At 29.2% G+C, this 26,101-nt stretch carries 29 protein-coding genes; 15 read left to right on the forward strand and 14 right to left on the reverse strand.

Annotated features, from left to right (window positions below):
- The gene (gene mog, locus L8X50_RS02400) at window positions 1–528 is read left to right on the forward strand and encodes a molybdopterin adenylyltransferase (RefSeq protein WP_039618174.1); all 528 of its coding nucleotides are present in this window, start codon (window positions 1–3) and stop codon (window positions 526–528) included.
- A 12-nt stretch (window positions 529–540) separates the two neighbouring features.
- On the opposite strand, the gene L8X50_RS02405 is transcribed toward mog, so the two are convergent.
- The 10 genes from L8X50_RS02405 to L8X50_RS02450 are packed head-to-tail and all read right to left on the reverse strand — an operon-like array spanning window position 541 to window position 8,245.
- Window positions 541–918: a rhodanese-like domain-containing protein gene (locus L8X50_RS02405; protein WP_263660306.1), complete on the reverse strand. Its 378-nt coding sequence runs from the start codon at window positions 916–918 to the stop codon at window positions 541–543.
- Complete coding sequence (locus L8X50_RS02410) at window positions 918–1,253, reverse strand: rhodanese-like domain-containing protein (RefSeq protein WP_263660307.1); 336 nt, start codon at window positions 1,251–1,253, stop codon at window positions 918–920. Before L8X50_RS02410 ends, L8X50_RS02405 begins: the two co-directional genes overlap by 1 nt.
- Window positions 1,250–3,079 carry a molecular chaperone HtpG gene (gene htpG / locus L8X50_RS02415; protein WP_263660308.1) on the reverse strand — a complete coding sequence of 610 codons (1,830 nt, stop codon included), beginning with the start codon at window positions 3,077–3,079 and terminating at the stop codon, window positions 1,250–1,252. The genes L8X50_RS02410 and htpG overlap by 4 nt, the downstream gene beginning before the upstream one ends.
- Before the next feature lie 11 nt (window positions 3,080–3,090).
- On the reverse strand, window positions 3,091–3,459 hold the full coding sequence (gene crcB, locus L8X50_RS02420) for a fluoride efflux transporter CrcB (RefSeq protein ID WP_220566236.1): 369 nt from the start codon (window positions 3,457–3,459) through the stop codon (window positions 3,091–3,093).
- On the reverse strand, window positions 3,456–4,145 hold the full coding sequence (locus L8X50_RS02425) for a lysophospholipid acyltransferase family protein (RefSeq protein WP_263660309.1): 690 nt from the start codon (window positions 4,143–4,145) through the stop codon (window positions 3,456–3,458). The genes crcB and L8X50_RS02425 overlap by 4 nt, the downstream gene beginning before the upstream one ends.
- A complete protein-coding gene (locus L8X50_RS02430; RefSeq protein ID WP_263660310.1) occupies window positions 4,123–5,328 on the reverse strand; it encodes a hypothetical protein in 1,206 nt (401 codons plus the stop codon). The genes L8X50_RS02425 and L8X50_RS02430 overlap by 23 nt, the downstream gene beginning before the upstream one ends.
- Window positions 5,322–5,972, reverse strand: a complete 651-nt coding sequence (gene purQ, locus L8X50_RS02435; protein WP_263660311.1) for a phosphoribosylformylglycinamidine synthase subunit PurQ — start codon at window positions 5,970–5,972, stop codon at window positions 5,322–5,324. Before purQ ends, L8X50_RS02430 begins: the two co-directional genes overlap by 7 nt.
- Complete coding sequence (gene purS / locus L8X50_RS02440) at window positions 5,969–6,205, reverse strand: phosphoribosylformylglycinamidine synthase subunit PurS (protein ID WP_263660312.1); 237 nt, start codon at window positions 6,203–6,205, stop codon at window positions 5,969–5,971. Before purS ends, purQ begins: the two co-directional genes overlap by 4 nt.
- Window positions 6,206–6,213: 8 nt before the next feature.
- Entirely contained in the window at window positions 6,214–6,921 is a 708-nt protein-coding gene (gene purC / locus L8X50_RS02445) for a phosphoribosylaminoimidazolesuccinocarboxamide synthase (RefSeq protein WP_133318981.1), read from the reverse strand.
- Window positions 6,922–6,928: 7 nt separating this feature from the next.
- Window positions 6,929–8,245 carry a S41 family peptidase gene (locus L8X50_RS02450; protein WP_318529583.1) on the reverse strand — a complete coding sequence of 439 codons (1,317 nt, stop codon included), beginning with the start codon at window positions 8,243–8,245 and terminating at the stop codon, window positions 6,929–6,931.
- A gap of 206 nt (window positions 8,246–8,451) precedes the next feature.
- Between L8X50_RS02450 and L8X50_RS02455 the strand changes: the two genes are divergently transcribed.
- The 5 genes from L8X50_RS02455 to L8X50_RS02475 all read left to right on the forward strand — a co-directional run bounded on the left by L8X50_RS02455 (window position 8,452) and on the right by L8X50_RS02475 (window position 15,280).
- On the forward strand, window positions 8,452–11,025 hold the full coding sequence (locus L8X50_RS02455) for an ATP-dependent Clp protease ATP-binding subunit (protein WP_263660313.1): 2,574 nt from the start codon (window positions 8,452–8,454) through the stop codon (window positions 11,023–11,025).
- A 159-nt stretch (window positions 11,026–11,184) separates the two neighbouring features.
- Window positions 11,185–12,324 carry a hydrogenase small subunit gene (locus L8X50_RS02460; RefSeq protein ID WP_133318935.1) on the forward strand — a complete coding sequence of 380 codons (1,140 nt, stop codon included), beginning with the start codon at window positions 11,185–11,187 and terminating at the stop codon, window positions 12,322–12,324.
- 2 nt (window positions 12,325–12,326) lie between these two features.
- A complete protein-coding gene (locus L8X50_RS02465; protein ID WP_263660314.1) occupies window positions 12,327–14,042 on the forward strand; it encodes a nickel-dependent hydrogenase large subunit in 1,716 nt (571 codons plus the stop codon).
- A gap of 15 nt (window positions 14,043–14,057) precedes the next feature.
- Window positions 14,058–14,750 carry a Ni/Fe-hydrogenase, b-type cytochrome subunit gene (cybH, locus tag L8X50_RS02470; protein ID WP_258107368.1) on the forward strand — a complete coding sequence of 231 codons (693 nt, stop codon included), beginning with the start codon at window positions 14,058–14,060 and terminating at the stop codon, window positions 14,748–14,750.
- Complete coding sequence (locus L8X50_RS02475) at window positions 14,747–15,280, forward strand: HyaD/HybD family hydrogenase maturation endopeptidase (protein WP_258107367.1); 534 nt, start codon at window positions 14,747–14,749, stop codon at window positions 15,278–15,280. The genes cybH and L8X50_RS02475 overlap by 4 nt, the downstream gene beginning before the upstream one ends.
- A gap of 22 nt (window positions 15,281–15,302) precedes the next feature.
- Here L8X50_RS02475 and L8X50_RS02480 read toward each other — a convergent pair whose 3' ends face one another.
- Window positions 15,303–15,725 carry a PepSY-like domain-containing protein gene (locus tag L8X50_RS02480; protein ID WP_133318931.1) on the reverse strand — a complete coding sequence of 141 codons (423 nt, stop codon included), beginning with the start codon at window positions 15,723–15,725 and terminating at the stop codon, window positions 15,303–15,305.
- Window positions 15,726–15,851: 126 nt separating this feature from the next.
- On the opposite strand from L8X50_RS02480, the gene gltX reads away from it, so the two are divergent.
- The 3 genes from gltX to L8X50_RS02495 are packed head-to-tail and all read left to right on the forward strand — an operon-like array spanning window position 15,852 to window position 19,074.
- Window positions 15,852–17,147: a glutamate--tRNA ligase gene (gene gltX / locus L8X50_RS02485; RefSeq protein ID WP_133318930.1), complete on the forward strand. Its 1,296-nt coding sequence runs from the start codon at window positions 15,852–15,854 to the stop codon at window positions 17,145–17,147.
- A 1-nt stretch (window position 17,148) separates the two neighbouring features.
- Window positions 17,149–17,436: a YggT family protein gene (locus tag L8X50_RS02490; RefSeq protein ID WP_012661430.1), complete on the forward strand. Its 288-nt coding sequence runs from the start codon at window positions 17,149–17,151 to the stop codon at window positions 17,434–17,436.
- Window positions 17,437–19,074 (forward strand): lytic transglycosylase domain-containing protein, encoded by a 1,638-nt coding sequence (locus L8X50_RS02495; RefSeq protein WP_263660315.1) that lies wholly within the window; start codon window positions 17,437–17,439, stop codon window positions 19,072–19,074.
- Here the strand turns inward: L8X50_RS02495 and L8X50_RS02500 are convergent.
- Window positions 18,962–19,456 (reverse strand): hypothetical protein, encoded by a 495-nt coding sequence (locus L8X50_RS02500; protein ID WP_263660316.1) that lies wholly within the window; start codon window positions 19,454–19,456, stop codon window positions 18,962–18,964. The genes L8X50_RS02495 and L8X50_RS02500 overlap by 113 nt on opposite strands.
- Window positions 19,457–19,543: 87 nt before the next feature.
- On the opposite strand from L8X50_RS02500, the gene mobB reads away from it, so the two are divergent.
- The 6 genes from mobB to L8X50_RS02530 all read left to right on the forward strand — a co-directional run bounded on the left by mobB (window position 19,544) and on the right by L8X50_RS02530 (window position 24,722).
- On the forward strand, window positions 19,544–20,023 hold the full coding sequence (gene mobB, locus L8X50_RS02505; protein WP_263660317.1) for a molybdopterin-guanine dinucleotide biosynthesis protein B: 480 nt from the start codon (window positions 19,544–19,546) through the stop codon (window positions 20,021–20,023).
- A gap of 9 nt (window positions 20,024–20,032) precedes the next feature.
- A complete protein-coding gene (locus L8X50_RS02510; protein ID WP_263660318.1) occupies window positions 20,033–20,881 on the forward strand; it encodes a class 1 fructose-bisphosphatase in 849 nt (282 codons plus the stop codon).
- Window positions 20,881–21,075, forward strand: a complete 195-nt coding sequence (locus tag L8X50_RS02515) for a hypothetical protein (RefSeq protein ID WP_263660319.1) — start codon at window positions 20,881–20,883, stop codon at window positions 21,073–21,075. Before L8X50_RS02510 ends, L8X50_RS02515 begins: the two co-directional genes overlap by 1 nt.
- A gap of 12 nt (window positions 21,076–21,087) precedes the next feature.
- Window positions 21,088–22,974: a methionine--tRNA ligase gene (gene metG, locus L8X50_RS02520; protein WP_263660320.1), complete on the forward strand. Its 1,887-nt coding sequence runs from the start codon at window positions 21,088–21,090 to the stop codon at window positions 22,972–22,974.
- Window positions 22,975–23,916: a hypothetical protein gene (locus tag L8X50_RS02525; RefSeq protein WP_263660321.1), complete on the forward strand. Its 942-nt coding sequence runs from the start codon at window positions 22,975–22,977 to the stop codon at window positions 23,914–23,916. It begins immediately after the preceding gene.
- A 62-nt stretch (window positions 23,917–23,978) separates the two neighbouring features.
- Window positions 23,979–24,722 (forward strand): substrate-binding domain-containing protein, encoded by a 744-nt coding sequence (locus L8X50_RS02530; protein WP_263660322.1) that lies wholly within the window; start codon window positions 23,979–23,981, stop codon window positions 24,720–24,722.
- 41 nt (window positions 24,723–24,763) lie between these two features.
- Here the strand turns inward: L8X50_RS02530 and L8X50_RS02535 are convergent, their stop codons facing one another.
- On the reverse strand, window positions 24,764–25,336 hold the full coding sequence (locus L8X50_RS02535; protein WP_133318921.1) for a YceI family protein: 573 nt from the start codon (window positions 25,334–25,336) through the stop codon (window positions 24,764–24,766).
- A 62-nt stretch (window positions 25,337–25,398) separates the two neighbouring features.
- On the reverse strand, window positions 25,399–26,064 hold the full coding sequence (gene queC, locus L8X50_RS02540) for a 7-cyano-7-deazaguanine synthase QueC (protein ID WP_263660323.1): 666 nt from the start codon (window positions 26,062–26,064) through the stop codon (window positions 25,399–25,401).
- Window positions 26,065–26,101 lie beyond the last annotated feature (37 nt).

Here is a 26,101-nt window from a genome sequence, read left to right on the forward strand (position 1 = left end):
ATGGTAAAAATAGGAATTTTAGTACTTTCAGATAGAGCAAGTAGCGGAGTTTATGAGGATAAATCCGGAGTAGAGATAGAAAAAATTTTAGATTCTTATATAAAAAATGAAAAAAGCTTTTATTATGAGCTAATTCCTGATGAGTATGATTTAATCATAGAAAAATTAGCTTATTTGGCAGATGAAGTAAAATGTGATTTGATTTTTACTACAGGAGGTACAGGGCCTGCTTTGCGTGATGTGACACCAGAAGCAACACAAGCAGTGTGTGATAAAATGCTTCCAGGTTTTGGGGAGTTAATGCGTGCAAAAAGCTTAGAATATGTGCCAACGGCTATACTTTCAAGACAAAGCGCAGGTATAAAAGGAAAATCATTAATTATTAACTTACCGGGTAATCCAAAAGCTATAAGAGAATGTATTGAGCCTATATTTCCTGCTATTCCTTATTGTGTAGATTTGATAGGTGGAGCTTATATTGAAAATAATGAAGAAGTAATTTCTGTGTTTAGACCAAAGAAAAAATAAGTCTAGTTAGACTTATTTTGAGGTTTCATAACCTTGTGATAAAAGTGCATTCATACCACCTTTTAAATTAGTAACTTCTATGTCATTTTGATCTAGTAAAGCAGAAGCTTTAGCACTTCTTGCTCCACTTCTGCAAACTATAGCGATAGGTTTTTTACTTGAAATCTTTTTAATTTCCTCGACGAAATTTTTATTTATACTGCCATCTTCATTGTAAAAGCTAATTTTAATGGCATTTTTTATAGTACCAGTTTGTACCCATTCACTAGGTTTTCTAACATCAATTACTTGATAATTTTCCAAAATATCCGCATTAATATCGATATTTTTAACTTCTGCTAAAACAAAACTAGCACAAAGCATTAAAGATAAAAGTATTTTTTTTATCATTAATTTTCCTTTTTTGTAGCTTCATAACCTTGTGATAAAAGTGCAACCATGCCACCATCTAAATTAGTGCATTCTATACCTAGAGCATCTTCTATCATCATAGCAGTATGTTTGCTTCTTGAGCCTGTAGCGCACACAAAGGCTATGTTTTTATTTTGATAATCTACTTTTTCTTTAAACTCTTGGATAAAGTTTTCATTCATAAAGCCATTATCATCGCAAAGTGCGATGAGTATAGCTTCTTTTATAACCCCATTTTTCCATTCGCTTGGGGTTCTTACATCTATAATGCAAAATTCGTGCAAAATATCTTTAGAAATAGCTATATTTTTCATTTTTCTAAAGCCTTGGAAACGATTTTGCTTAAGGCATTGTTAAATTCGCTAGGGTTATCTATACCCATACCTTCACTAAGTTTAGCCATATTTAGAAGAATATGTGCCATTTCATTAGCTAAGGTATCATTTTCTTTTAAGGCTTTTAAAATTTCATGATTAGGATTGATTTCAAGTATAGGTTTAACTTGCTGTTCTTGCCCCATTTGTTTAAGAATTTGTTGCATAGCAAAATCAGGTTTATTTTGATCATAAACAATACAACTTGGACTATTTGAAAGTCTTTGGCTAAGTTTTACCTCTTCAACTTCATCTTTTAAAACTTCTTTTATTTTGATGAGTAAGCTTGCAAATTCAGCCTTTTGTTCTTCGCTAGTTTCTTCACTAGCTAGATGGTTAATAGCGCTAAATTTTAAACCTTCAAATTCATTCATCATAGGCATAACTATGGTATCAATTTCCTCATCAAGCAATAAAACATTGATATTTTTTTGTTTATAGCTTTCAAGTAATGGAGAATTTCTTAAAAGTTTTTCATTTTTTCCACTAATATAAAAAATTTCATTTTGACCTTCAGCTAGGTTTTGTTTATACTCTTCAAGATCAATTAATTCTTCTTTGTTTGAGTTTTTAAAGTATAAAAGCTTAGCTATAGCGTCTTTATTTTCGCTAAAACCATATAAACCCTCTTTTAAAACTTTTCCAAAATTTTCATGGAATTTAAGATAATTTTCTTTATCTTTCTCTTTGAATTTTTTAAGTTCAGCTAGGATTTTTTTAACACTTGCTTCTTGAACGCTTTTTAAGATTTTATTTTCTTGTAAGATTTCACGACTAACATTAAGCGGTAAATCTTCTACATCAATAATCCCACGCACAAATCTTAGATAAGTTGGTAATAATTCTTTATCATCATCACTTATAAAAACTCTTTTAACATAAAGTTTTAAACCACTTTTATAATCTACTCTATAAAGATCAAATGGAGCTTGTGCAGGTATAAAGAATAAAGAATTATACTCTATAGAACCTTCGGCTTTTGTGTGGATATAAAGCATAGGTTTGTTTGAATCATGGAAGTTTTGTTCATAAAATCTTTCATAATCCTCAGCTTTTAAACTTGCTTTATTTTGTCTCCATAAGGCACTTGCTGTATTAATTTGAGTGTTTTTTAATTCTTTTTTAGGTTCTTTTTCGCCTTCTTCTAGTGGTAAATATTCTTCTTTTTCCATGAAAATAGGAAATTGTATATGATTTGAATATTTTTCTACTATGCTTTCAATGCGGTATGAGTTTAAAAACTCTTCATCTTTTAAATGCAAGGTTATGCAAGTGCCTTGTTCATCTTTATTTGCATCTTCTATTTCATAACCACTAGCATCAGAAGTCCAAAGATAAGCTTTGTCATCTAATGCTTTTTTGCTTAAAACTTCTATTTTAGAAGCTACCATAAAAGCAGAGTAAAAACCTACACCAAATTGTCCTATAAGTTGAGAGTCTTTTTTGGCATCACCACTTAAGTTCTCTAAAAAGCTTTTTGTGCCACTTTTAGCAATGGTTCCAAGATGATTGATTAAATCGTCTTTATTCATACCTATACCATTATCACTTATAGTTAAGGTTTTTGCTTCTTGATTGAAATTAATTTGAATTTTTGGCTCAAATTTTAAATTTTTATAAGCATCATCACTCACGCTTAAATAACTAAGTTTATCAAGTGCATCACTTGCATTAGAAATAAGCTCTCTTAAAAAAATTTCTTTGTTAGAATACAAAGAATGAATCATAAGTTGTAAAAGTTGATTAACTTCAGTTTGAAATTGCATTTATATCTCCTTTATTTAAAAATTAAAAAACCAATCCATACTGCCAAAAGACAAAGGATAACATTTAAAATAATATTTATAAAAAAGTGAAAATAATCACCATTTTGCAAAAATAACAAATTTTCATAAGAAAAAGTTGAAAAAGTTGTAAAGGCACCCAAAAAACCAGTGCTAATTAAATTTTTAGTAAAAATATGCACACCTTTAGAATTTACATAAGAAAAAAATAAACCTATTAAAAATGATCCTATTATATTGACCATTAATGTCCCATAAGGAAAGTTATGAGGAATGATTTTATTAAAAAAGTTGCTAGTAAGCATTCTGGATATGGCCCCTAAAAAGCCTCCAAAACCTACAGCTAAAATCGTACCAATCAAGCTTGTGACCTTTCGCTATCTAAGATTGTTTGCATTTTTTCTCTAGTTTGCTCAAGCCAATCATCTTTACTTGTATCAACAAGATCCAGAAATACCACTTTTAAAACACCACTATTTGCGCTAAAATTTTGGGTATCTAAAATTTTAGCTGAATCAACAATTACCACAGGCTGGACTTTTAACTTAAGCTTTTCACTTAAAATTTTAGCTCCGACTTTAAATTTTAAAAGTTTTTGTGTTTTAGATCTTGTGCCTTCTGGAAAAATGGCTAAAATTCTATCCTCGTTTAATCTTTCTTTGGCTTCTTTTAAAAGCTTTACTAGGCCTTTTGGACTTCTATCTATACAAATAATTTTTGGTTTTTTAATCAAAGTTTTAAAAACAGGGAGTTCGCCTAGTTCTTTTTTAGCTATCCAAGATATATTTTTTGGGCATAAATCTTCCAAAATAACTATATCTAGCAAGCTTTGATGATTGATTAAAAGCAAATTAGCTTGAGGGTGTATAGAACCTTGGGTTTGAATTTTATAGTTTATTACATATTTTTGCAGTTTTGACCATACTTTTCTGATTTTCCAAATTTTTTCTTGCGATTGCAATAATAAAAAGGCAATACATAAAAATATAATAGATAAAATAAATTCTACCCAAAATATTAAAGCTTTAAATCTTTGATAAATCTTCACTTTTCACCCAGCCTATTTTTCCATTATTAAATAAAATTTTTCTGTATTCATCTCTTGAATCTAACACTTCTACTTCTTGTTTGTATTTCCCAGAATAAAAATGAGTTGAGTTTAGAGTTGGTAAAATTTGTACTTTACTTTCAGCTTTTAATATAGCTTTATATATGTTATTTTGAGCTAAAAAACTTGCTATTAGAGCCAAAATTGCCAAACCTAAAGCCGTATAGCTTTTTTTAAATACAAACCATAAAGCGAAAATACCACACAAGCTCCATAAAAAAACTTGTTTGTAAAAATTAAAATCATTAGTTTTTGGATTTAAATCACTTTGTGTACTTATGCTATCTTCTTTAAGTTCTATTTTTAAGGAAAAATCTTTTAATTCTTTAGAATTTAAATTAAAGTAAGAAAAATCAAAACGCGTTTTACTTTTATCTAAAATAGCATAATAAAATCCACTTTGTTTTTCAAAATCGCCTTTAATAGCCTCTACACCTTGTTTTTGAATATCTTTTATGTTAAAACTTGCTAGATTTGTGTTTTCACCTGCAAGTTCTATAAATAAAATTATACTATCATTATCAAAACTACTCGCTTTTACTTGTTTAACTTCCAAATTGCTTGCAACTATATGTGAGTATTTATTAGAAGGAGCATCGATTTTTTTAAGTTTAATGGGCTTTATAATTAATGATGAGCTTTGAAAAATATGATCATTTCTGCTTAATGAAACGATGATTTTGTTTAAACTAGCATTTAAACTTTTAGCTTCAAACCATAATTTTGTATGATATGAATTAGCCTTTTGTTCCCAAATAGGATTAGGATTTATCCAAAGCATATCATCACTTTTTTCAAAACTCACATTTAAATCAAAACTCACATTAGTTGTGGTAATAACCTCAAGATCTATAGTAAAAGCCTCATCTATATAGGCTTCATCGGTGTATTCTTTTGCGTTTAATACTAAAGAACCTTGAGGGATGAAATTTTCATCATCGATTTTACTTTCATAATTACTCTCATCACTTGGAGCGATGGTTTGATAAATTTGCTTAGCTTGATCATCTAATTGATTGTAATTTTTTTCTAAAGTGTTATAATCTTCAAAAACACTATTTTCTTGAGCATATAAGTTAAAAGTTAGTAAAAAAAGACAAAAAAATTTGAAGGTTTTTAGCAATTTAAAAATCCTTCAAACATTTTAAGTCCTACTTTTGATCCAAGAATATCATCGCACATTCTTTCAGGATGTGGCATTAATCCAAAGACTTTTTTATTTTCATCGCAAATTCCTGCTATATCACTTAAAGATCCATTTGGATTGTTGATATATCTTAGTAAGATCATATCTTTATCTTCTAGCATTTTAATACCATCTTCGCTATTAAAATAATTTCCTTCTCCATGGGCAATAGGTAATTCTATGATATCATTTTTTTGAAAATTTTTCAAAAAAGCATTATTATTTGATACTACTTGCAATGCTTGCATCTTAGAAATAAAACTTAAACTATTGTTATGTTTCATAGCTCCTTTTAAAAGTCCAAGTTCTAATAAAATTTGAAAGCCGTTGCATATACCTAGAACATATCCACCTTTTTGAACATGCTCTTTAAGTGTTTTTATAGCAGGAGCAAGTTTTGCAATAGCAGCACATCTTAAATAATCTCCATAAGAAAAACCTCCAGGTAATACGATTAAATCTGCACTAAAATCTTGTCTTTCATGCCAAATGATTTCAGTTTTTACCCCTAATTTTTCAAAGGCATAAGCTGTATCAAACTCACAATTAGTTCCAGGAAAACGAATAATAGCTACTTTCATAATATTATCTCATAATCTTCTATCACAGTATTTGCAAGTAATTCTTTACACATTAAATCAACTTGTTTAAAAGCTTCTTCTTCATCATCACAAGCTATATCAAAACTAATTTGTTTTGAGGTTTTAACATTTGCAATATTATTAAAATCCAAAGAATGCAAAGCCTTTTCTATGGCTTTGCCTTGAGGATCTAAAACCCCATTTTTGAGTGTGATATTTATAGTTACTTTCATTATTTTTCCTAACTTAAAATTCTTTTTAAGACTTCTTCGTAAGCCATTTTTACATTACCTAAGTCTTGTCTAAAGCGATCTTTGTCTAATTTTTCATTAGTTTTGCTATCCCAAAATCTACAGCTATCAGGACTAATTTCATCAGCTAAGATCATATTTCCTTCATTATCAATACCAAATTCTAATTTAAAGTCAATCAATCTTAAGCCTTTAGATTCAAAGAATTTTACTAGAATAGAATTGATATGTCTTGCGGTATTTTTGATTAATTCTAAATCTTTTTCACTTTTTACTAGATTTAAAATCAAACAATGCTCATCATTGATGATAGGATCACCTAAATCATCATTTTTATAACAAAACTCAACTACAGCAAAAGGTAAAATCGTGCCTTCTTTAATGCCTAATCTTTTTGTTAAAGATCCTGTAGCTACATTTCTAGTAATAACTTCAATGGGTATAATATTACATTTTTTAACAATTTGTTCTTTTTCGCTGATGGTTTCTACTAGATGGGTTTTAATGCCTTCTTTTTCTAAGAGATGAAAAATTTCAGTACTAATTTTACAATTTAATGCACCTTTTCCTGCTTCATTACCCTTTTTTTCTGCATTAAAAGCTGTTAAATCATCTTTAAATTCTGTGATGAGTAAATTCTCATCATCAGTTTTAAACATTTTTTTACCTTTTCCTTCATATAAAAGATCTAATTTCATAGCCATTTTACTCTCCTTTTGTAATGTTTAAAATTTTAATTGCATCTATTGCGGTTTTTAGTTGTATGTCATTATTAATTTGTTCTTTGGTAATGATATTTTTATCTTCTTTGTTGTCTTTTTTCTTTTCTTGATGTCCGATTTTATCTAGTTCAGCTTGTAAGTGTTTTTTAAGATCACTTTCTTTGATTTCAAAGCCGTGATTTTCTTCTTTACTTACTTTTCCTGGAAATACTTCTATATCAGGATTAACTCCAACAGCTTGTATAGTTCTACCACTTGGTAAATAATATTTTGCTATAGTAAGTCTCAAGCCTTCTTTACCTTTTTCATCCATAGGTAATATAAGTTGCACACTACCTTTTCCAAAGGTTTTTTCTCCTATGATAATAGCGCGTTTAAAATCCTGCAAAGCCCCACTTACAATCTCGCTCGCACTTGCACTGCCACCATTTACAAGCACTACTAAAGGTGCATTAGTGATTTTTTTACTAGGATTTGCTTTAAATTCTACATTCTCGCTTTCAATTTTACCTTTTTGTGAAACGATTACTCCTTTATCTACAAAAAGATTTACTAAACCCACTGCTTGATTTAAAATACCGCCTGGATTGGTTCTAAGATCTAGTATAATTCCTTTTGTATCAGAATGTTTTTTGATCGCTTTACTAGCTTCATCTACAACATTTTTATCAAAATTAGTCACTCTTAAATAAAGTAAATTTTCATTTTCAATTAATTTTGTATAAACACTATCTACTTTTATGATATCTCTTTTTAAATTTACATCAAATGGCTTTGCATCGCCTTTTCTATAAATAGTTAGAGTAACCTTTGTTTTAGGCTCTCCACGCATTTTAGAAACAGCTTCATTTAAAGTCATACCTAAAGTTGATTCGTTATTAATTCTTAAGATAATATCATCAGTTTTAATACCTGCCTTATCCGCTGGACTTCCTTCTATAGGAGCTACAACACTAATTGCTCCATCTTTTTGGGTAATAGTAAAGCCAAGTCCACCAAATTCCCCATTAGTTTGTTCTTTAAGCTCTTTATAACCTTTTTCATCTAAGAAGGAAGAGTGGGCATCTAAATTTGTAAGTAAACCTGCTATGGATTTATCAACCAAATCTGTATAATTAACATCATCAACATAATATTGTTCTATGATAGACATAGTTCTTGTAAGTTTAGATAAAGCTTCTATTTTTTTTTCTGCTTCGCTAGGAGCAGGATTTTTAGCTTGCAAGTTAGTAAAAATAAAAGAAGCGGTTATTAAACTACAAATGCTAGCTGCGATAATAAGATTTCTTTTTGTCTTCAAAGGAAAAACTCCAAAATAAATATGAATTCATAAAATAATTATCTAATTTTAGTTATTTTTGCTTAAAAAATCGTAAATAAAGTAAATATTTTTATGATATTAGCGTGTATATATAAAAAATTATTTATAAATATAACTAAATAAACTTGACAATAATAGACTAAAGTTATATAATACACTTCATATAAAAGTAAAAAGGAGTAAAAATGGCAAATATACAAGATTTTTTAACAGATTCTATGCTTTCAAATATAGAAAGTACAATTTCTTTGGCCATTCATTCTAAGAATAGCGAAATAAAACCTTTGCATTTATTATGGGCTTTAAGTGTTGATAGCTCCAGTTTGCTTAATCAAGTTTTTAATAAATTAAATGTTTCTAAAGAGGCATTTGAGTTAGAAGTAAAAAGTAAAATTTCATCTTTTCCTACTAGCTCAAATGTAAATAAAGACAATATTAAATTTTCAAATGAATTTATTAATTCTTTAGAAAAAGCAAAAGGCTTGGCTTTAGAAAATAAAGATAGTTATTTAGCTGTGGATATGTGGCTTGTTTCAGAAAGTGCTAGCGGGGTTATTAAGGAACTTTTGTCTAAATTTGTAGATTTAAATGAGTTTAAAAAAGAATTGGAATTTATTAGAGCAGGAGCTAAAATAGAAACTAAAACAAGTGATGAAACACTTGATTCTTTATCTAAATTTGGTATTGATTTGACTATGAAAGCTAAAAACAATGAGCTTGATCCTGTTATAGGTAGGGAAGAAGAAATTCAAAGATTAATGCAAATTTTAATCAGAAAAACTAAAAATAATCCTATTTTATTAGGTGAGCCAGGGGTAGGAAAAACTGCTGTGGTGGAAGCTTTAGCACAAAGGATAGTAAAAAAAGATGTTCCTACTTCATTGCAAAATAAAAAAGTTATAGCTTTAGATATGAGTGCTTTAATAGCAGGAGCAAAATACAGAGGTGAATTTGAAGATAGATTAAAAGCTGTTGTAAATGAAGTAATAAAACATAAGAATGTAATTTTATTTATAGATGAAATTCACACCATTGTAGGTGCAGGTGCAAATGAAGGGAGCATGGATGCAGCAAATATTTTAAAACCTGCTTTAGCAAGAGGTGAACTCCATACTATAGGTGCTACAACCTTAAAAGAATATAGAAAATATTTTGAAAAAGATGCAGCTTTACAAAGAAGATTTCAGCCTGTAAATGTAGCTGAACCTAGTGTAAATGAAGCTTTGGCTATGCTTAGAGGTATAAAAGAAAAATTAGAAATTCATCATAATGTAACTATTAATGATAGTGCTTTAGTGGCAGCTGCAAAGCTATCTAAGCGTTATATAGCTAATAGATTTTTACCTGATAAAGCGATTGATTTAATTGATGAGGCTGCAGCGGAATTAAAAATGCAAATAGAAAGTGAGCCAAATTCTTTAAGAAAGGTTAGAAAGCAAATTGAAAGTTTGGAAGTAGAAAATGAAGCTTTAAAAATGGAAGAAAATGAAGCTAATGAAAAAAGATTGGAAGAGATTAAAAAAGAATTAGCAAATTTAAAAGAAGAGCAAATCAAACTTAATGCCAAATTTGAAAATGAAAAAGCAGTATTTAATGGCATAAGTGCAAAGAAAAAAGAAATCGATACTTTAAAAAATGAAGCTATTTTGGCTAAAAATAAAGGAGATTTTCAAAAGGCTGCTGAAATAGAATATGGCAAAATTTTAGAGTGCGAAAAAGAGGTTTTAAATTTAGAAGAAAAATGGAAACAAATGACCCAAGAAGGAGTTTTGCTTAAAAATCAAGTAGATGAGGATTTAGTAGCTGGTATTTTAAGTAAATGGACAGGCATTAGTGTGCAAAAAATGCTCACTTCTGAAAAACAAAAATATTTACATATTCAAGAGTATTTACAAGAAAGCGTCATAGGGCAAGATGAGGCTTTGAGTGCTTTAGCTAAAGCTATTAAGCGTAACAAAGCAGGGTTAAATCAAGCAACTAAGCCTATAGGAAGCTTTTTATTTTTAGGGCCAACTGGAGTAGGTAAAACAGAAAGTGCGAAGGCTTTGGCTAAATTTTTATTTGATGATGAAAAAGCTATGGTGCGTTTTGATATGAGTGAATTTATGGAAAAACACAGTGTATCAAGACTTTTAGGTGCACCTCCAGGATATATAGGGCATGAAGAAGGTGGGGAATTAACTGAAGCTGTTAGAAGAAAGCCTTATAGTGTGATTTTATTTGATGAAGTAGAAAAAGCCCATAAAGATGTATTTAATATACTTTTGGGAATTTTAGATGATGGTAGGGCTACAGATAGTAAAGGCGTAACGATTGATTTTACTAATACTATCATTATCTTAACTTCTAATATAGGTGCAAATTTTATTATGGAGTTAAAGGGCGAAGAAAAAGAAAAAGCTATCAAAGAAGCTCTTAGAAACTTTTTTAGACCGGAGTTTTTAAATCGTTTAGATGATATTATCACTTTTAACCCTTTGGGAGAAAGTGAAGCTAAAAAAATAGTTAAATTGCTTTTTAATACCTTGCAAAAAAGTCTTGAAAATAGGGGTATTAAAGCAAGCTTGAGTGATAATGCTGCTAGTTTAATAGCAAAAGTTGGTTTTGATGTAGATTTTGGCGCAAGACCATTAAAAAGAGCTTTGTATGATATGGTAGAAGATAAATTAAGTGATATGATATTATCGGATGAATTAAATGAAAATGATGAGATTATTATAGATTCTAAAGATGATGAAATCATCATTGTTAAACAATAAGCAAGTGTAATACTTGCTTATTTAGAGTAAAATTATCTTAATAATACTAAATTGTAAATACTTCGTATATTTGATTAAAAAATTATCATTTTTTATCTATTCTTAACAATAAATATTTTAAAATCTTTAATGATATTTCTATAATTTAAGGAACAACAAATGAGTGATTTAGATATTTTTAATCGCCGTTTAGACGCATTAGAAAAACTTCCTCTTTTGAAAAATGAGATTTCTATCTCTAAAGCCTTAGAGCAATCAGGTTTTTCAAGAAGAGATTTTATGAAATGGGCTAGTGCTATGACTGCATTTTTAGCATTACCTGCTAGCTTTACTCCAGTAGTTGCAAGAGCTGCTGAGCTCAGTGATAGACTTCCAGTGATTTGGCTTCATATGGCTGAATGTACAGGATGTTCTGAAAGTTTATTAAGAAGTGATGCTCCTACCATTGATAGTTTGATTTTTGATCATATTTCTTTAGAATATCATGAAACTATAATGGGTGCTGCAGGTTGGCAAGCTGAACATAATCTTGAAGCTGCTATGGAAAAATATAAAGGTAGATATATCTTAATGGTAGAAGGTGGTATACCAACAGGTGCTACAGAAAACTTTTTAACTATAGGACCACATGGAAAAACAGGAAGACAATTAGCAGAACAAGCCTGTAATGATGCTTTAGCTATTTTTGCTATAGGTACTTGTTCAGCTTTTGGTGGTATCCAAGCTGCTAGACCTAATCCAAGCAATGCTGTAAGCTTAAGTAAAGTAACAAATAAAACAGTTATCAATGTACCAGGTTGTCCTCCAAGTGAAAAAAATATTATAGGTAATGTGATTCATTACATATTGTATCAAACATTGCCAGCACTTGATGCCTATAATAGACCAAAATGGGCTTATGGGTTAAGAATTCATGATCTTTGTGAAAGAAGAGGACGCTTTGATGCGGGTGAATTTGTGCAACAATTTGGTGATGAGGGAGCAAAAAAAGGATATTGTCTTTATAAAGTAGGTTGTAAAGGCCCTTATACTTTTAATAATTGCTCAAGAGAGAGATTTAATCAACATACTTCATGGCCAATCCAAGCAGGACATGGTTGTATAGGCTGTTCTGAACCTGATTTTTGGGATACTATGGGACCTTTTGAAGAAGTGATGGCAGGAAGATTATTTGATACTGTTTATGGCTTGGGTGCTGATAGCATTTCAGATAAAATTGGTATAGGTGTGCTTTGTGTAACAGGCGTAGCTGTTGCTGCGCATGCTGTAATTGCTTCATTAGAAAAAAATAAGGATTAAAAATGTCAAAAAGAATTATTATAGATCCACTTACTAGAATAGAAGGACATTTAAGAGTTGAAGTAGTGGTTGATGAAAATAATGTCATTAAAGAAGCATATTCAGGATCGACTTTATGGAGAGGGATTGAAACTATTGTAAAAGGTCGTGATCCAAGAGATGCAGGCTTTTTAACTCAAAGAATTTGTGGTGTTTGTACTTTTTCACATTATAGAGCAGGGATTATCGCAGTAGAAAATGCTTTAGGTATTACTCCGCCACTAAATGCAGTTTTAACTAGAACTTTAATGAATGCAGCTTTATACATGCATGATCATCCTGTACATTTTTATCAACTTCATGGTCTTGATTTTGTTGATGTTGTAAGTGCTTTAAGTGCTGATGTAAAAAAAGCAAGTGATGAAGCATTTAAATATACTGATATGCCTTATGCAACAGGTGCAGATAAGCTTTTAGAAGTTCAGCAAAGACTAAAAACCTTTGTAGATAAAGGAAATCTTGGACCATTTGCAAATGCTTATTATGGACACGCAACTTATCGCTTTACTCCTGAGCAAAACCTTATTGCACTTTCGCATTATTTAGAATGTTTAAGAATTCAAAGAACAATAGCTCAAGCTATGGCGATTTTTGGTGCTAAAAATCCTCATCCACAAAGTTTAACAGTAGGTGGTGTAACTTGTGTTATGGATCTTTTAAACCCATCAAGAATGGCTGAATATATGACTAAATTCCAAGAAGTAGCTGATTTTATTAATCGTGCTTATTATCCGGATTTAATCATGGCAGCTAAAGCTTACTCTAAAGAAGCAAGTGTATTAAATGATGTAGGGGTAAATAACTTTTATACTGAGAGAGAATTCCAAATTTCAAGTGATGAATGGTTGTTTGAAGGTGGTATTATTAGAAATGGTGATTTGAGTAAGGTTGAAGAAGTAGATGAAGCTAAAATCACCGAAGAAGCTACAAGATCATGGTATGCAGACAATGAAGCTTTACATCCTTATGATGGTAAAACTAATCCAAACTATACAGGCTTAATTGATGGTGAAAGCATTGATGATAAAGGCAATATGGTTCATAGTAAGGTATTTGATATTAAAGGCAAATATAGCTGGATTAAAGCTCCAAGATATGAAAATTTACCTATGCAAGTTGGACCATTAGCAAATATTTTAGTAAATTATGCTAAGGGTAATAAAATTGTAGTAGAAGCGGTTGATTCTTTCTTAAAAGCTACGAATTTACCAGTTCAAGCACTTATGAGCACTTTAGGAAGAACAGGAGCTAGAGCAATTGAAGCTAAAATTATTGCTGATCATGGTTTAAAAGCATTTGATTCTTTGGTTGAAAATTTAAAAACAGATGAAAGCACTTGTACTACTTATGTAATTGATAAAAACAAAGAATACAAAGGTAGATTTATGGGAAGTGCACCTCGTGGTGCGTTAAGCCATTGGTGTAGGATTAAAAATGGTGTAATTGAAAATTGGCAAGCAGTAGTTCCTTCTACTTGGAATGCAAGTCCAAAAGATGCAAATGGAGTAGGTGGTAGCTATGAACAATGTCTTATTGGTATGAAACTAGCTGATGTTAAACAGCCTTTAGAAGTAATAAGAGCTATTCACTCTTATGATCCTTGTATAGCATGTGCAGTACATGTAATGGATACTAAAGGTAATAATCTTAGCGAGTATAAAGTTAATGTAAATTTATAAGGAAAGGACTTTAGTATGGATTCTAAACATTCCTTAAAATCAAACAGAAAGGCTGAATACGAATTTAGTATCGGTCTTCGTTTTACACATTGGTTAAGAGCGGTTGCAATCGTGATTTTAGTGGGGACTGGGTATTATATTTCTTATGTATTTCAATCTCCATCTATTTCATCTGAACCGACTTTATTTATGCAGGCAAAATATCGCATGGTGCACCAAATTTTTGGTTTTATCTTAATAGCTTGTGTGATTTTTAAAACATATTTGTTCTTTTTTGATTCAAAAAGTGATGGTGAGAGAAAGAGTATAAAAGATATTTTTAATGTAAAATTATGGATAGAGCAGATTAAATTTTACATTTTCCTAGGAAAGCACCCGCATTTACAAGGTGTATACAATCCTTTGCAATTTGTAACTTACCTTTTCTTTTATCTTGTTATGTTTGGGCTTATTTTGACAGGATTAATCCTTTATATGCATGTATATCATGAAGGCTTGGGTGGATTTTTATATAATATCTTAAGACCTATTGAGGTAATGTTAGGTGGATTGGCTGATGTTAGAACCTATCATAGAATTTTAATGTGGGTTGTGTTGATTTTTGTTCCAGTGCATATTTATATGGCTGTATTTAACTCAGTTAAAGGTAAAGATGGTGCTTTAGATGCTATCTTTAGTGGTTATAAATTTGTAAGAGAAAATCGTTGAAACTTCTAGTTTTAGGTATTGGTAATATTATGTTTGCAGATGAAGGCTTAGGCGTTCATCTTTGCAAACTTTTAGAAAAAAATTATAAGTTTTATCATGAAAAAGACTCGGTGAGTTTTGTAGATGGTGGAACTTTGGCTTTACAACTTAGCTATATTATAGCCGAATATGATGAAATGATTGTGATTGATTGTATTGCAGCAGATGATGCTAAGATTGGAGATATTTTTTTCTTTCCTTATGATGCAATGCCAAAAAAAGTTAATTGGAGTGGTAGTGCGCATGAGGTTGAAATGCTTCAAACTTTACAATACATGGAACTTATGGGAGATTTACCTAAAACTCAAATTTTAGCTTGCGTGCCAAAGCGTATAGAGCCATTGAGTTTTGAACTTTCAAAAGAAGTCTTAAATGCTTTAGAAAAAATGGAGAAAATTTTACTTGATTTTTTAGAGAAAAAAGGCTTTACTTACAAGAGAGTTGCTAATTATAGTATACAAGAGCTTGCTCTAAATTCTTATAAAAGCTAAGCAAAAAAGCTTAGCTTAAATTCTAATCATCAAATTTTTGTCCTAAGAAATTTCCATTTACATCAGTATAAATTTCCATCATATTATTAAGTTTAAATTTATAACCTTGAATTTCTTTTTCAACTTTAATTATACTTGCATTTGGGTGCATTTTTTTAATCGTTGCTAAAACATTTGGACTTAAAAAAGAAGTATCAATTGGTCTGTATTTTGCATCGATTTCTTTCCAATCTCCATTGATAAAAAACTCAAGCTCAGTTCCATTGTCTAAATAAACATCAAAGCTATCAATATCTTGTTTAACTAAAGCAATGTTTGAACCTGTAAAATGTTTTTGTATGAAATTTTTAGAATTTGCTGGTAAAGCATTAACTCCTACAATCATATCTTGTGCAAAAACAAAACCTGCAGTAACTAATGTTGCTAAAGCTATTTTTAATTTCATTTTTTATCCTTTATGTTGAATTATTTATGAAATCATATTGCTATTGAGTGAATTTTGTGTGAACTTAAAAGAAATAGCAAGTATTTAATTGTATAATGATAAAAAAGTTTTTTAAAAGGATAAATAATGTATAGGTTTGCACCATCGCCTACTGGAGATATGCATATTGGAAATTTAAGAGCAGCTTTATTTAATTATATTAAAGCAAGACAAGAAAATTCTGATTTTATTTTGCGTATTGAAGATACGGATAATGCTAGAAATATAGCTGGAAAAGAAGAAGAAATAAAAGCTATTTTAAAAGAATTTGGTATAACTTGGCAGCATTATTATGTACAAAGTGAGAATTTGAAATTTCATCGTCAAATGGCTTTAAAGCTAGTAAGTGAAAAAAAAGCTTTTGCTTGTTTTTGCACTGAGGATGAATTAGCTCATAAAAAAGAACTAGCTAAAAGTAAAAATCAAGCATATAGATACGATGGTACTTGTGAAAAACTTGCAGATATTGATGTATTAAATTGTGAAAAACCTTTCGTAATCCGTCTTAAAAAACCTCAATCGCAAATGAAATTTATAGACTATATTAAAGGTGAGATTGGTTTTAATCCTGAAGATATTGATAGTTTTGTGATTATGAGGGCTGATAAAACCCCAACTTATAATTTTGCTTGTGCGGTTGATGATATGCTAGAAGGTGTTACTTGTATTATAAGGGGCGAAGATCATGTTTCAAATACTCCTAAGCAAGAACATATTAGAGCAAGTTTGGGTTATGATAAAAGCATGACTTATGCACATTTGCCTATCATTTTAAATGAAGAAGGTGTTAAAATGAGCAAAAGAGAGGCTCATTCTAGTGTAAAATGGATGCTTGATAATGGATATTTAGCAAGTGCTATTGCAAATTATTTAATACTTTTAGGTAATAAAACTCCAAAAGAGATTTTTACTTTAGAAGAAGCCATAGAATGGTTTGATTTGAAAAAAGTTTCAAAATCTCCTGCAAGATTTGATACTAAGCGTTTAATGCAAATTAACCGTGAGCATATAAAAATGCTTGATAATGATAAATTAAATTCTTTATTAAATTTAGGTAAGGATGTAGCTGAGCTTGCAAAATTTTATACTCAAGAAGCTAGCACGCTAAATGAGATAAGAGAAAAAATACAAGCAATTTTTGCAGTTAAAAATTATAATGAATTTGAAAAAGAATGTAAGTTGATTAAAGAAGTTTTAAAAGATTTAGATCTACCTCAAGAATATGATGAGTTTAAAAAGATTTTGATGGAAAAAACAAATTTAAAAGGTAAAAATTTCTTTATGCCTTTGCGTTTGGTATTAACAGGAGTTACTCACGGACCTGAAATGAGTGAAATTTATACTCTAATCAAGCCTTTTGTTAAAGAAATTATAAAGGAGTAAAATGGGAGTTGGAACAAGTTTGATTGTATCTTTGGTGCAAATTTTTTCTTTAGTTATTGAAATTTACGTATGGATTATAATCATTGCCGCATTGATTTCTTGGGTAAGGCCTGATCCATATAATCCTATAGTGCAAATTTTATATCGTTTAACTAATCCTGCTTATGCTTTTGTAAGAAGGTTTATTCCTACTACTATAGGGAGTATTGATTTAGCACCTTTGATTATTATTTTAGGATTAAAATTTATCCAAATATTTTTATCAAATTTAATTTTAGGAAGTTTATAAGTGTTGAAAAAAAGTGTAGTGTTACTTTTAGCTGGAGTGGTTTTTGCAAATAGTGCGATGTATTCTTATAAAGAATTAGAGCAAAGACCAAATTCTTTAGCTAAGGATTATTATTTATATCGTTTATTAGAAAAAAATGAATTTAAAAAAGAAGAAGTTGAAGGTTTAAAAGAACATATTTATCGTTATGCAGGGCGTATTAAAAATGCCATTGAAGCTATTATTCCGCCTTTGGGGTATAATAAAGAATATGAAGCTTGTTATAAATTTAATACGCAAAATATCTTAGATGCTAATGCTACTTGTCAGCTTATAAGATTAAATAGTTTAACTTTTATACAAGATCTTAATGCTTCAGTGCGTAATGAGATGAAAAAAAATATCCCACAGGATAATCCAAATTTAACAAAACTTTTAGAAGCTTTTGATGCTAAAGATCCTCTAAGTTATGCGGTTTTAAATTATGATAGTGCTAATTTTTATAAAATCTATAATTTCTTAAAAGATAAAAAAGATTTTTTCTTAGAAAAAGATTTTGTAAATGAATTAGCTAAAGAAAAAGAATTTACAAATTTTGTAAAAGAAATTATCATTAAGAAAAAAAGTCCATTGATAAGAAAATCTCTAGTCAATGTAGATGCAAATTTAACTTTTCAAGATAATGCTTTTTATCTAGGTGTAAATGCTATTTTAGAAAATGACGATAAAAAAGCATTGGAATTTTTTCAAGTAGCAAAAGATACTTTTAAAAGCAAACCTTTAGTAGATAATGCAAATTTTTGGCTATATTTGATCACTCAAGATAAAAAGTACATTGATGAGCTTGCTCAAAGTGATTCTTTAAATATTTATAGTCTTTATGCAAGAGAGTTAAAAGGCTTGCCTTTACCTAAAATAGAAGAATTAAAGCCAAAAAAACAAAAAAATAATTTTGATATGAAAGATCCTTTTGCTTGGCAAAAGCTCGCAAAAGAAATTACAAAAGGCACTCCTAATGAGCTAGAAAAACTTGCAAAAGATTTTTATACCAAGGAAAATATCGCTATTTATGCCTATATTAAAGAAAGGGCCGAAGGTTTTAAAAAACATTATTTTATTATGCCTTATTTTGAATATTTAAAAGATTATTCTACGCAAAGAAAAGCTATGATTTTAGCTTTAGCTAGACAAGAAAGTCGTTTTATACCAACAGCCATTTCAACTTCTTATGCTTTGGGTATTATGCAATTTATCCCATTTTTAGCTAATCATATAGGCAATAAAGAACTGCAAATTCCAAATTTTGATCAAGATATGCTTTTTGAACCAAAAACAGCTTATACTTTTGCAAATCATCATTTAGATTATTTAGAATCTAAACTTAATTCCCCGGTTTTTGTGGCTTATGCTTATAATGGAGGTATAGGATTTACCACTAGAATGCTCAAAAGAGAAGATATGTTTAGAGTGGGAAAATATGAGCCATTTTTATCAATGGAGCTTGTTCCTTATGCAGAAAGCAGGGTATATGCTAAGAAAGTTTTAGCTAATTATGTTGTTTATTTGCATCTTCTGAACGATAATACACCGATTTCGAAATTTTTTGAAACTTTAACTCAAAACACTGATTCTCAAAACACAAATCAAGTTTTAAAATAGGTTTTTGCACTAATTCATCAAGAGTGATTTTGTAATAACTTGCATAATCACTCTTAATGATATATTTAAATAATTTATCATTTTGATCTAAGGTTTTTATATTAGTTTTTTCTCCATCTATGAGTATTGAAATTTGTTCTTGTTTGATGTTGATATTTGGTAAAAAACTAAGTATAAAAACTTCTTTTTGACTTTTTTCATCTAATACAGGGTTTAAATAGCTCAATAAAGCAACTACTCTATTATCTTTATAATTAAAATTAATTTTTTGTGCATACATTAGAGTTTGGCTTTTTAAATTAATTTCACTTTGCTCTTGGGTTTTATTAGAGCATGCGGTAAAAATAAGTGTTAAAAAAATAATCATATAAGCTTTTTTCATATTTTTGTTCCTAATTTTTTTATAATTATAAGCTTTTAACTTTTAAAAAGATATAATTTCATTTATTTTATTTGATTTAAGGAAGTTATGAAAAGATTAGCAATGGCTTTTAGCGGGCCTTCCAATTCAGGTAAAACGACTTTGATTACTCAAGTTGCTAAGTATTTTATGGAACAAAATTATAAAGTATGCATTATAAAACATGATCCAAAGGATAAAGCAAGCTTTGATATAGCAAAAAAAGATAGTTTTAAATTTTTTCAAAGTGGTGCTGATGTAATGGTTTTAAGTCCTACAAGGACAACTTTATTTGCACATTCTCCAAGTACTTTAGATGAAGCTATTTCTAAACTAGGAGAATTTGATTTTTTATTTATAGAGGGCTTAAAAACCTTAGATATGCCAAGAATTAGCGTTTTTTGTAAAGAAGTAGATGAGAGCTATTTTGCTTATTCTAAGGCTATTGCAAGCTATGAGAAAATTGAAAATAAAAATTTAACTTGGCTTTATTTGGATGATTTGGAAAGTATTTGTGATTTTATATTAAAAAATTCAAAAAAAGTATAGAGGTAAAATATGCAAGAATTAATTGACGATATACAAAAAGCAGTGATTGAAATTTCAAAAGAACTTAGATATTTAAAAGATTTTGATTATACCACTTCTCAAAATGCCACAGGAGATAATCAATTAAAACTTGATGTGAAAAGCGATGAGATTATCACTAGAATTTTAAAGCAAAGCAAAGGTTTAAAAAGCTTAATTAGCGAGGAAAAACAAGAGCAATTGCTAATCAATGAAAATGAAAAATATGTTGTTGCTTATGATCCTTTAGATGGTTCTTCTTTAGTAGATGTGAATTTTGCTATAGGTTCTATTTTTGCTATTTATGAGCAAAAGGCTAATGCAAAAAATCTAAAAGCAGCAATTTATGCTATTTATGGCGTGCGTTTAGAGCTTATAGTGTGTATAGACACTCCTAAGCTTTATAGATTAAATGAAAAAGATGAATTTGTTTTTGTTAAGGATTTAAAATTAAATGAAAAAGGCAAATTAAATGCAAGCGGTGGGACACAAAAAAATTGGTCAAATACTCATAGAGCTTTTATAAAAGCTTTATTTGATGAGGGTTATCGCTTGAGATATTCTGGTGCTATGGTGAGTGATTTGCACCAAATTTTACTCAAAGGTGGAGGGTTGTTTTCATATCCTGCAACAAGCGATGCACCAAATGGAAAATTAAGAGCATATTTTGAGGTGTTTCCTTTTGCTTTTATTTTTGAAAAAGCAGGAGGATTTTCTACCAATGGAGAAAATGATTCTTTACTTGATTTAGAATTTGAAAAAATTCATGCAAGTACGCCATGCTTTTTGGGTTCTAAATATGAAATTGAAAAACTAAAACAAGCTTATAAAGGTTTTTAATGGCTGAAGTTAAAGATGAATTTGAGTTGGCTTTAGAAGTTAAAAAAAATGAACTTCAAGCTTGTCAAAACGAAAAAAAATTAAAATCTTGTTTACCTTGCTCTATGATTTTTGAGTGTTCTTTAAGAAAAGAGTATATAGAAGCAGTTTATAAGAGTATGTCTAAAGGTAAAGAAGGTGGATTTGATTTTTAATAAAGGTTGAAAATGCGTTATATTACTACCCCGATATATTATGTAAATGATGTGGCTCATATTGGTCATGCTTACACTACGATTATAGCAGATACTTTGGCTAGATTTTATCGCTTACAGGGAGAAAAAACATTCTTTTTAACAGGCACAGATGAACATGGTCAAAAAATAGAGCAAGCTGCTAGCGTTAGAAATTTTACCCCTAAAGAATATGCAGATGAAATTAGTGCTAAGTTTAAAAAACTTTGGGATGAGTTTGAAATTTCTTATGATTATTTCATTAGAACTACGGATGAAAATCACAAATTAAGCGTTCAAAAAGCATTTAAAAAAATGTATGATAAAGGTGATATTTACAAAGGAACTTATGAAGGCTTTTATTGTGTTTCTTGTGAGAGTTATTTTACCCAAACTCAGCTTGTAAATGAGTGTCATTGTCCAGATTGTGGTAAGAAAACACAGCTTTTAAAAGAAGAAAGTTATTTTTTCAAGCTTTCTAAATATCAAGATCAAATTCTTAAATGGTACAAAGAAAAAGAGCCGATTTTACCTAAAAATAAGGCTAATGAGTTGATTTATTTTGTAGAAGGTGGCTTAAAAGATCTTTCCATTACAAGAACGAGTTTTGAATGGGGTATAAAGCTTCCAAAAGAACTAAATGATGAAAAACATGTGGTGTATGTTTGGCTTGATGCTTTGATGAATTATGTGAGTGCTTTGGGCTATGGACTTGATGATGAAAATATGGATCTTTGGCCTGCTCATATACACTTTGTAGGCAAAGATATTTTGCGTTTTCATGCAGTGTATTGGCCTGCGTTTTTGATGAGTTTAGAACTTCCTTTACCTAAATTTATAGCAGCACATGGTTGGTGGACTAAAGATGGTGAAAAAATGAGCAAATCTAAAGGCAATGTAGTAGCGCCTAAAGAAGTAGCAGATACTTTTGGTTTAGAAGCTTTTAGATATTTTTTACTCAGAGAAGTTCCTTTTGGTAATGATGGGGATTTTTCGCAAAAAGCATTAGTCACTAGAATCAATGCAGAATTAAGCAATGAGCTTGGAAATTTATTAAATAGAATTATCGGTATGAGTGCTAAGTATTCTCAAAATATTATTGAGTGTAAAGATGTGAATTTGTATTTTAATCAAGAATTAAATGAATGCAAAGAGTATTTAGATAATGCAATCAATGCTTTGGAAAATATCCAGCCAAATCGCTATTTAGAGGAACTTTTCAAGGCTTTATCTTTAGCAAATTTAAGTATTAGTAAATATGAGCCTTGGAATTTGATTAAAAATAATCAAACGCAAAAAGCTAATGCTTTAGTGGCTTTATGTGCTAATATTTTAACAAAAGCAACTATTTTACTTTCAGCTGCTATGCCAAAGACAGCATTAAAAATTGCAAAGGCTTTAAATTTTGAAATATCAAACGAAAATTATCAAAAACTAATTTTAAATAATCAATTATGTGATTTAAAATCAAGTGCATGTGAAGCTTTGTTTCTAAAAGTTGAATTAACCCAAGAAAACAAAAAAGAAGAAAAATTAGAAGAGAAGTCAAATTTAGCTCAAATTAAAATAGATGATTTTAAAAAAATCGAAATCAAAGTAGCATTAGTAAAAGATTGTCAGAATATAGAAGGCAGTGAAAAGCTTTTAAAATTTCAACTTGAACTTGAAAATGGCGAACTAAGACAAGTGCTTTCAGGTATTGCTAAATTTTATAAAGCTAGTGAGTTAATAGGCAAGCAAGTTTGCGTAATTACAAATCTAAAAAAAGCTAAAATTTTTGGTCATGAAAGCCAAGGTATGATTTTAAGTGCTCAAAAAGATGAAAAATTAGTTTTGATAAGCCCGCAAGGCTTTATCGAAAATGGAGCTTTAATAGGCTAGATGAATATTTCTAACTTTATCGAACTTATTAATGCTCGAGTTTTAAATTATGGAGCAACTTCTAGTGTTTATGATTTTAGTATAGATTTAAATAAAGTCAAACAAGCAAGTGTTTTTTTTGCTAAAAATAATGAACAAGCAAGCTTTGCTATAAAACTTGGTGCTTATGTTATAGTAAGTGAGGAAAGATTAAAACTTGAAGATAAAGATGTGTTTTATCTTCAAGTTGATGATTTAGAAGCAACTATTTTTAGACTTTTTAGATTTTTAAGTGAAGAAAAATCTTATGAATTTATATATTGCAATCATGTAGAATTAAAATTTGCAAAGGCATTTAATTTTAAAGTCTTAAATTCAAATATTTTATTAGATTTTGATCTTTTAAAAAATTCAAAAGAAAAAACTTTCTTTTGCTCTGATGATGAAAAATTTATTTTAAAACTTAAATCAAATTTTCATACTTTAAAAGCATGTAAATACGAAATTTTAGGCTCTAAATCTTTATTTCAAACGAGTTTGCTTTGTAAAAATTTGTATTTTAAAGATTTAAAATTTGCATTTTTTTATGCAGATATTTTTGCTAGATTTATTGATTTTGCTGAAAAGCAAAATCTATCTTTTAATTTTAATGAAAAAAAGTTAGATCTTTTTAAGGCATATTTTTTAAACTCAAAAAATGAAATTTGTGCTTTTGGTGGAAGTTCTAGAGTAATTTTACTTGTGGAAAATGAAAAAGATTTTGAATTTATATGCCAAAAGCTCCAAGGCATTAAAGATTTCAAAATAGCATTAAAAAATTCATTATTTTGCGATTTTTCTTATATAAATTTGAGTGAATTAAAGAATTTTTTTGATTTTAAATATTGCCTAATCAAAGAAAGCGAAGAAGAGTTTTTGGAATATTTTTTAGCACAAGAGAAAAAAATTAGTTTATTTGATTAAAAAAATATCAACTTTAAAAAGATATATTTACGATTTTATTTTATTAATTTAAGGAAAAAAATATGAAAAAATTTTTATTTTTAAGTTTATTTGCTGCAGCTGCATTAAATGCTGAAATTTTAGTTTATGGTCCAGGTGGTCCTGCTCCTGTTTTGAAAGAGCTTGCTAAGCAATTTGAAGAAAAACATGGAGAAAAAGTTATTATTAATGCAGGACCAACACCTAAATGGATAAAAAAAGCAAAAACAGATGCTGATATTATTTATTCAGGTAATACTTCTATGATGGATGGTTTTGTTAAAGCAATGCCAAAACAAATCAAAATACAAGATGTTCAAGTTTTAAATGCTAGAGGCTCGGGTATGATTGTAAGAGCAAATAATCCAAAAAAAATTAAAAAATTTGAAGATCTTTTAAAAGATGGTGTTAATGTTATGGTGGTTGATGGAGCAGGGCAGGTTGGCTTATATGAGGATATGGCTTTAAAAACAGGAAAAATTGAAAACCTAGAAAAATTAAGAAAAAACATTAAAGTATATGCTAAAAATTCAAAAGCAGCGGTTGATGAGTGGAAAAATAATCAAAATATCGATGCTTTAATCATTTGGACACATTGGATTAAAGCAGTTGGAGAGAAAGAAAATAAATTTATTTTAGCGGATAAAAATTCAATCATTTACAGAGCGGCTGAAATAGTTCCAACGCAAAAAGGTTTAAAAAATCCAAAAGTAGCTGAATTCATCAAATTTACACAAAGTAAAGAAGCTCAAAAAATTTGGAAAAAAGAAGGTTGGGTAGCTAAATAAAAATCAAAGCATTTTACAAAAAGTAAAATGCTTTTATAGTATTATTTTTCGTTAATTTCTGCTTCGATGCTAATTTGTACTTCATCGCTAAGTGTTAAGCTAGAAGTATCAGGAGCAAATTTGAAATCACTTCTTTTAATTTGTCCTTGTAGAGTAAAACCTGCTTTTTCTTTGCCACTATCTGTTTTAATAACGCCGCCAATTTCAGTATCTAAAACAACATCTTTGCTTACTCCAGCAATGCTTAATGAGCCATACATTTTACCTTTTTCATTAGAGATTTTTTCATATTTACTCATAGTAAAAGTAATGTTTGGATGAGTTTTTGCTTTAAAAAAATCATCTTGTTGTAAATGCGCATCTCTTGCTTTATTTTCTGTGTTTATAGAAGCAACTTTTATATTTGCTTGAAGTTTGTTAAATTCAAATTTAGCACTATCAAAATCAATTACTGCATCATAATCTTTAAAATTTCCATTTACATTACTAATTTGTAAATGTTTGATTTTAAAAGCTACATTTGTGTGTGCTTTATCTAAACTAAATTCTTTACTCAAAGCACTACTTGCCAAAATCGAAGCAGCTAAAAATGAACCAAATAATATTTTTTTCATGTTTTCTCCTTAATGTTTAAAAAAGCAAATTATACAAACTAAAATAAAATGAAAGTAAATTTTTAAACATATTCTATAAAATCTTTTACATTAGCCTCTTTAAAGCCTTTTAGTCTTAATAAACAACTATCACATTTACCACAAGCTTTATCTCCTCTTTCATAGCAAGACCAAGTATATTCTAAGGCTACCTTTTCTTTTAGGGCTAATTCAACTATTTGTCCTTTACTTAGATGAACTAATGGGGTTTTTATTTGTACTTTGCAAGTTTTTGTTGTACCTTTATTAATAAATTCATTGGCTTTTTGTATAAATTTCGCACTGCAATCAGGATAACCACTGCTATCTTCTTGTACCACTCCTATAAAAATACTTTCACAATTTTCCTTTTCAGCTATAGCACCTGCGATAGATAAAAAAATACCATTTCTAAAAGGAACATAGGTGTTTGGGACTTCTTTTTCATGTAGTTTTTCTTTGGGAATTTCTAAATTTAAATCTGTTAATGAGTTTCCTCCAATATTTGCTATAAATGACACATCTAAAATATATTTTGTTTTTATGTTAAGTTTTTCACAAATTTTATTAAAACATTCCCTTTCTTTAAGCATGGTGCGTTGGTTATAGTCAAAATGTAAAGCAATGATCTCATATTCTTCTTTTTTAGCTAAATATGCACATAAAGTACTATCCATACCACCACTTATAATACAAAGAGCTTTTTTCATGCTTTTCCTTAATTTTGATATAATTTGAAATTATAAA

Origin of the sequence: Campylobacter sp. CNRCH_2013_0898h, from assembly GCF_025772965.1 — a bacterium.
In the GTDB taxonomy this organism is placed as follows: domain Bacteria; phylum Campylobacterota; class Campylobacteria; order Campylobacterales; family Campylobacteraceae; genus Campylobacter_D; species Campylobacter_D lari_D.

What these genes read in the sequence shown, in the direction of transcription:
- L8X50_RS02515 (WP_263660319.1), top strand. Translation starts at nt 20,881, where the DNA reads ATGGCTGAAGTTAAAGATGAATTTGAGTTGGCTTTAGAAGTTAAAAAA.
- purC (WP_133318981.1), bottom strand. Translation starts at nt 6,921, where the DNA reads ATGAAATTAGATCTTTTATATGAAGGAAAAGGTAAAAAAATGTTTAAA.
- L8X50_RS02500 (WP_263660316.1), bottom strand. Translation starts at nt 19,456, where the DNA reads ATGAAAAAAGCTTATATGATTATTTTTTTAACACTTATTTTTACCGCA.
- L8X50_RS02525 (WP_263660321.1), top strand. Translation starts at nt 22,975, where the DNA reads ATGAATATTTCTAACTTTATCGAACTTATTAATGCTCGAGTTTTAAAT.
- L8X50_RS02480 (WP_133318931.1), bottom strand. Translation starts at nt 15,725, where the DNA reads ATGAAATTAAAAATAGCTTTAGCAACATTAGTTACTGCAGGTTTTGTT.
- L8X50_RS02535 (WP_133318921.1), bottom strand. Translation starts at nt 25,336, where the DNA reads ATGAAAAAAATATTATTTGGTTCATTTTTAGCTGCTTCGATTTTGGCA.
- mog (WP_039618174.1), top strand. Translation starts at nt 1, where the DNA reads ATGGTAAAAATAGGAATTTTAGTACTTTCAGATAGAGCAAGTAGCGGA.
- L8X50_RS02410 (WP_263660307.1), bottom strand. Translation starts at nt 1,253, where the DNA reads ATGAAAAATATAGCTATTTCTAAAGATATTTTGCACGAATTTTGCATT.
- cybH (WP_258107368.1), top strand. Translation starts at nt 14,058, where the DNA reads ATGGATTCTAAACATTCCTTAAAATCAAACAGAAAGGCTGAATACGAA.
- L8X50_RS02460 (WP_133318935.1), top strand. Translation starts at nt 11,185, where the DNA reads ATGAGTGATTTAGATATTTTTAATCGCCGTTTAGACGCATTAGAAAAA.
- gltX (WP_133318930.1), top strand. Translation starts at nt 15,852, where the DNA reads ATGTATAGGTTTGCACCATCGCCTACTGGAGATATGCATATTGGAAAT.
- L8X50_RS02530 (WP_263660322.1), top strand. Translation starts at nt 23,979, where the DNA reads ATGAAAAAATTTTTATTTTTAAGTTTATTTGCTGCAGCTGCATTAAAT.
- metG (WP_263660320.1), top strand. Translation starts at nt 21,088, where the DNA reads ATGCGTTATATTACTACCCCGATATATTATGTAAATGATGTGGCTCAT.
- purQ (WP_263660311.1), bottom strand. Translation starts at nt 5,972, where the DNA reads ATGAAAGTAGCTATTATTCGTTTTCCTGGAACTAATTGTGAGTTTGAT.
- L8X50_RS02405 (WP_263660306.1), bottom strand. Translation starts at nt 918, where the DNA reads ATGATAAAAAAAATACTTTTATCTTTAATGCTTTGTGCTAGTTTTGTT.
- purS (WP_263660312.1), bottom strand. Translation starts at nt 6,205, where the DNA reads ATGAAAGTAACTATAAATATCACACTCAAAAATGGGGTTTTAGATCCT.
- mobB (WP_263660317.1), top strand. Translation starts at nt 19,544, where the DNA reads ATGAAAAGATTAGCAATGGCTTTTAGCGGGCCTTCCAATTCAGGTAAA.
- htpG (WP_263660308.1), bottom strand. Translation starts at nt 3,079, where the DNA reads ATGCAATTTCAAACTGAAGTTAATCAACTTTTACAACTTATGATTCAT.
- L8X50_RS02465 (WP_263660314.1), top strand. Translation starts at nt 12,327, where the DNA reads ATGTCAAAAAGAATTATTATAGATCCACTTACTAGAATAGAAGGACAT.
- L8X50_RS02455 (WP_263660313.1), top strand. Translation starts at nt 8,452, where the DNA reads ATGGCAAATATACAAGATTTTTTAACAGATTCTATGCTTTCAAATATA.
- L8X50_RS02490 (WP_012661430.1), top strand. Translation starts at nt 17,149, where the DNA reads ATGGGAGTTGGAACAAGTTTGATTGTATCTTTGGTGCAAATTTTTTCT.
- queC (WP_263660323.1), bottom strand. Translation starts at nt 26,064, where the DNA reads ATGAAAAAAGCTCTTTGTATTATAAGTGGTGGTATGGATAGTACTTTA.
- L8X50_RS02510 (WP_263660318.1), top strand. Translation starts at nt 20,033, where the DNA reads ATGCAAGAATTAATTGACGATATACAAAAAGCAGTGATTGAAATTTCA.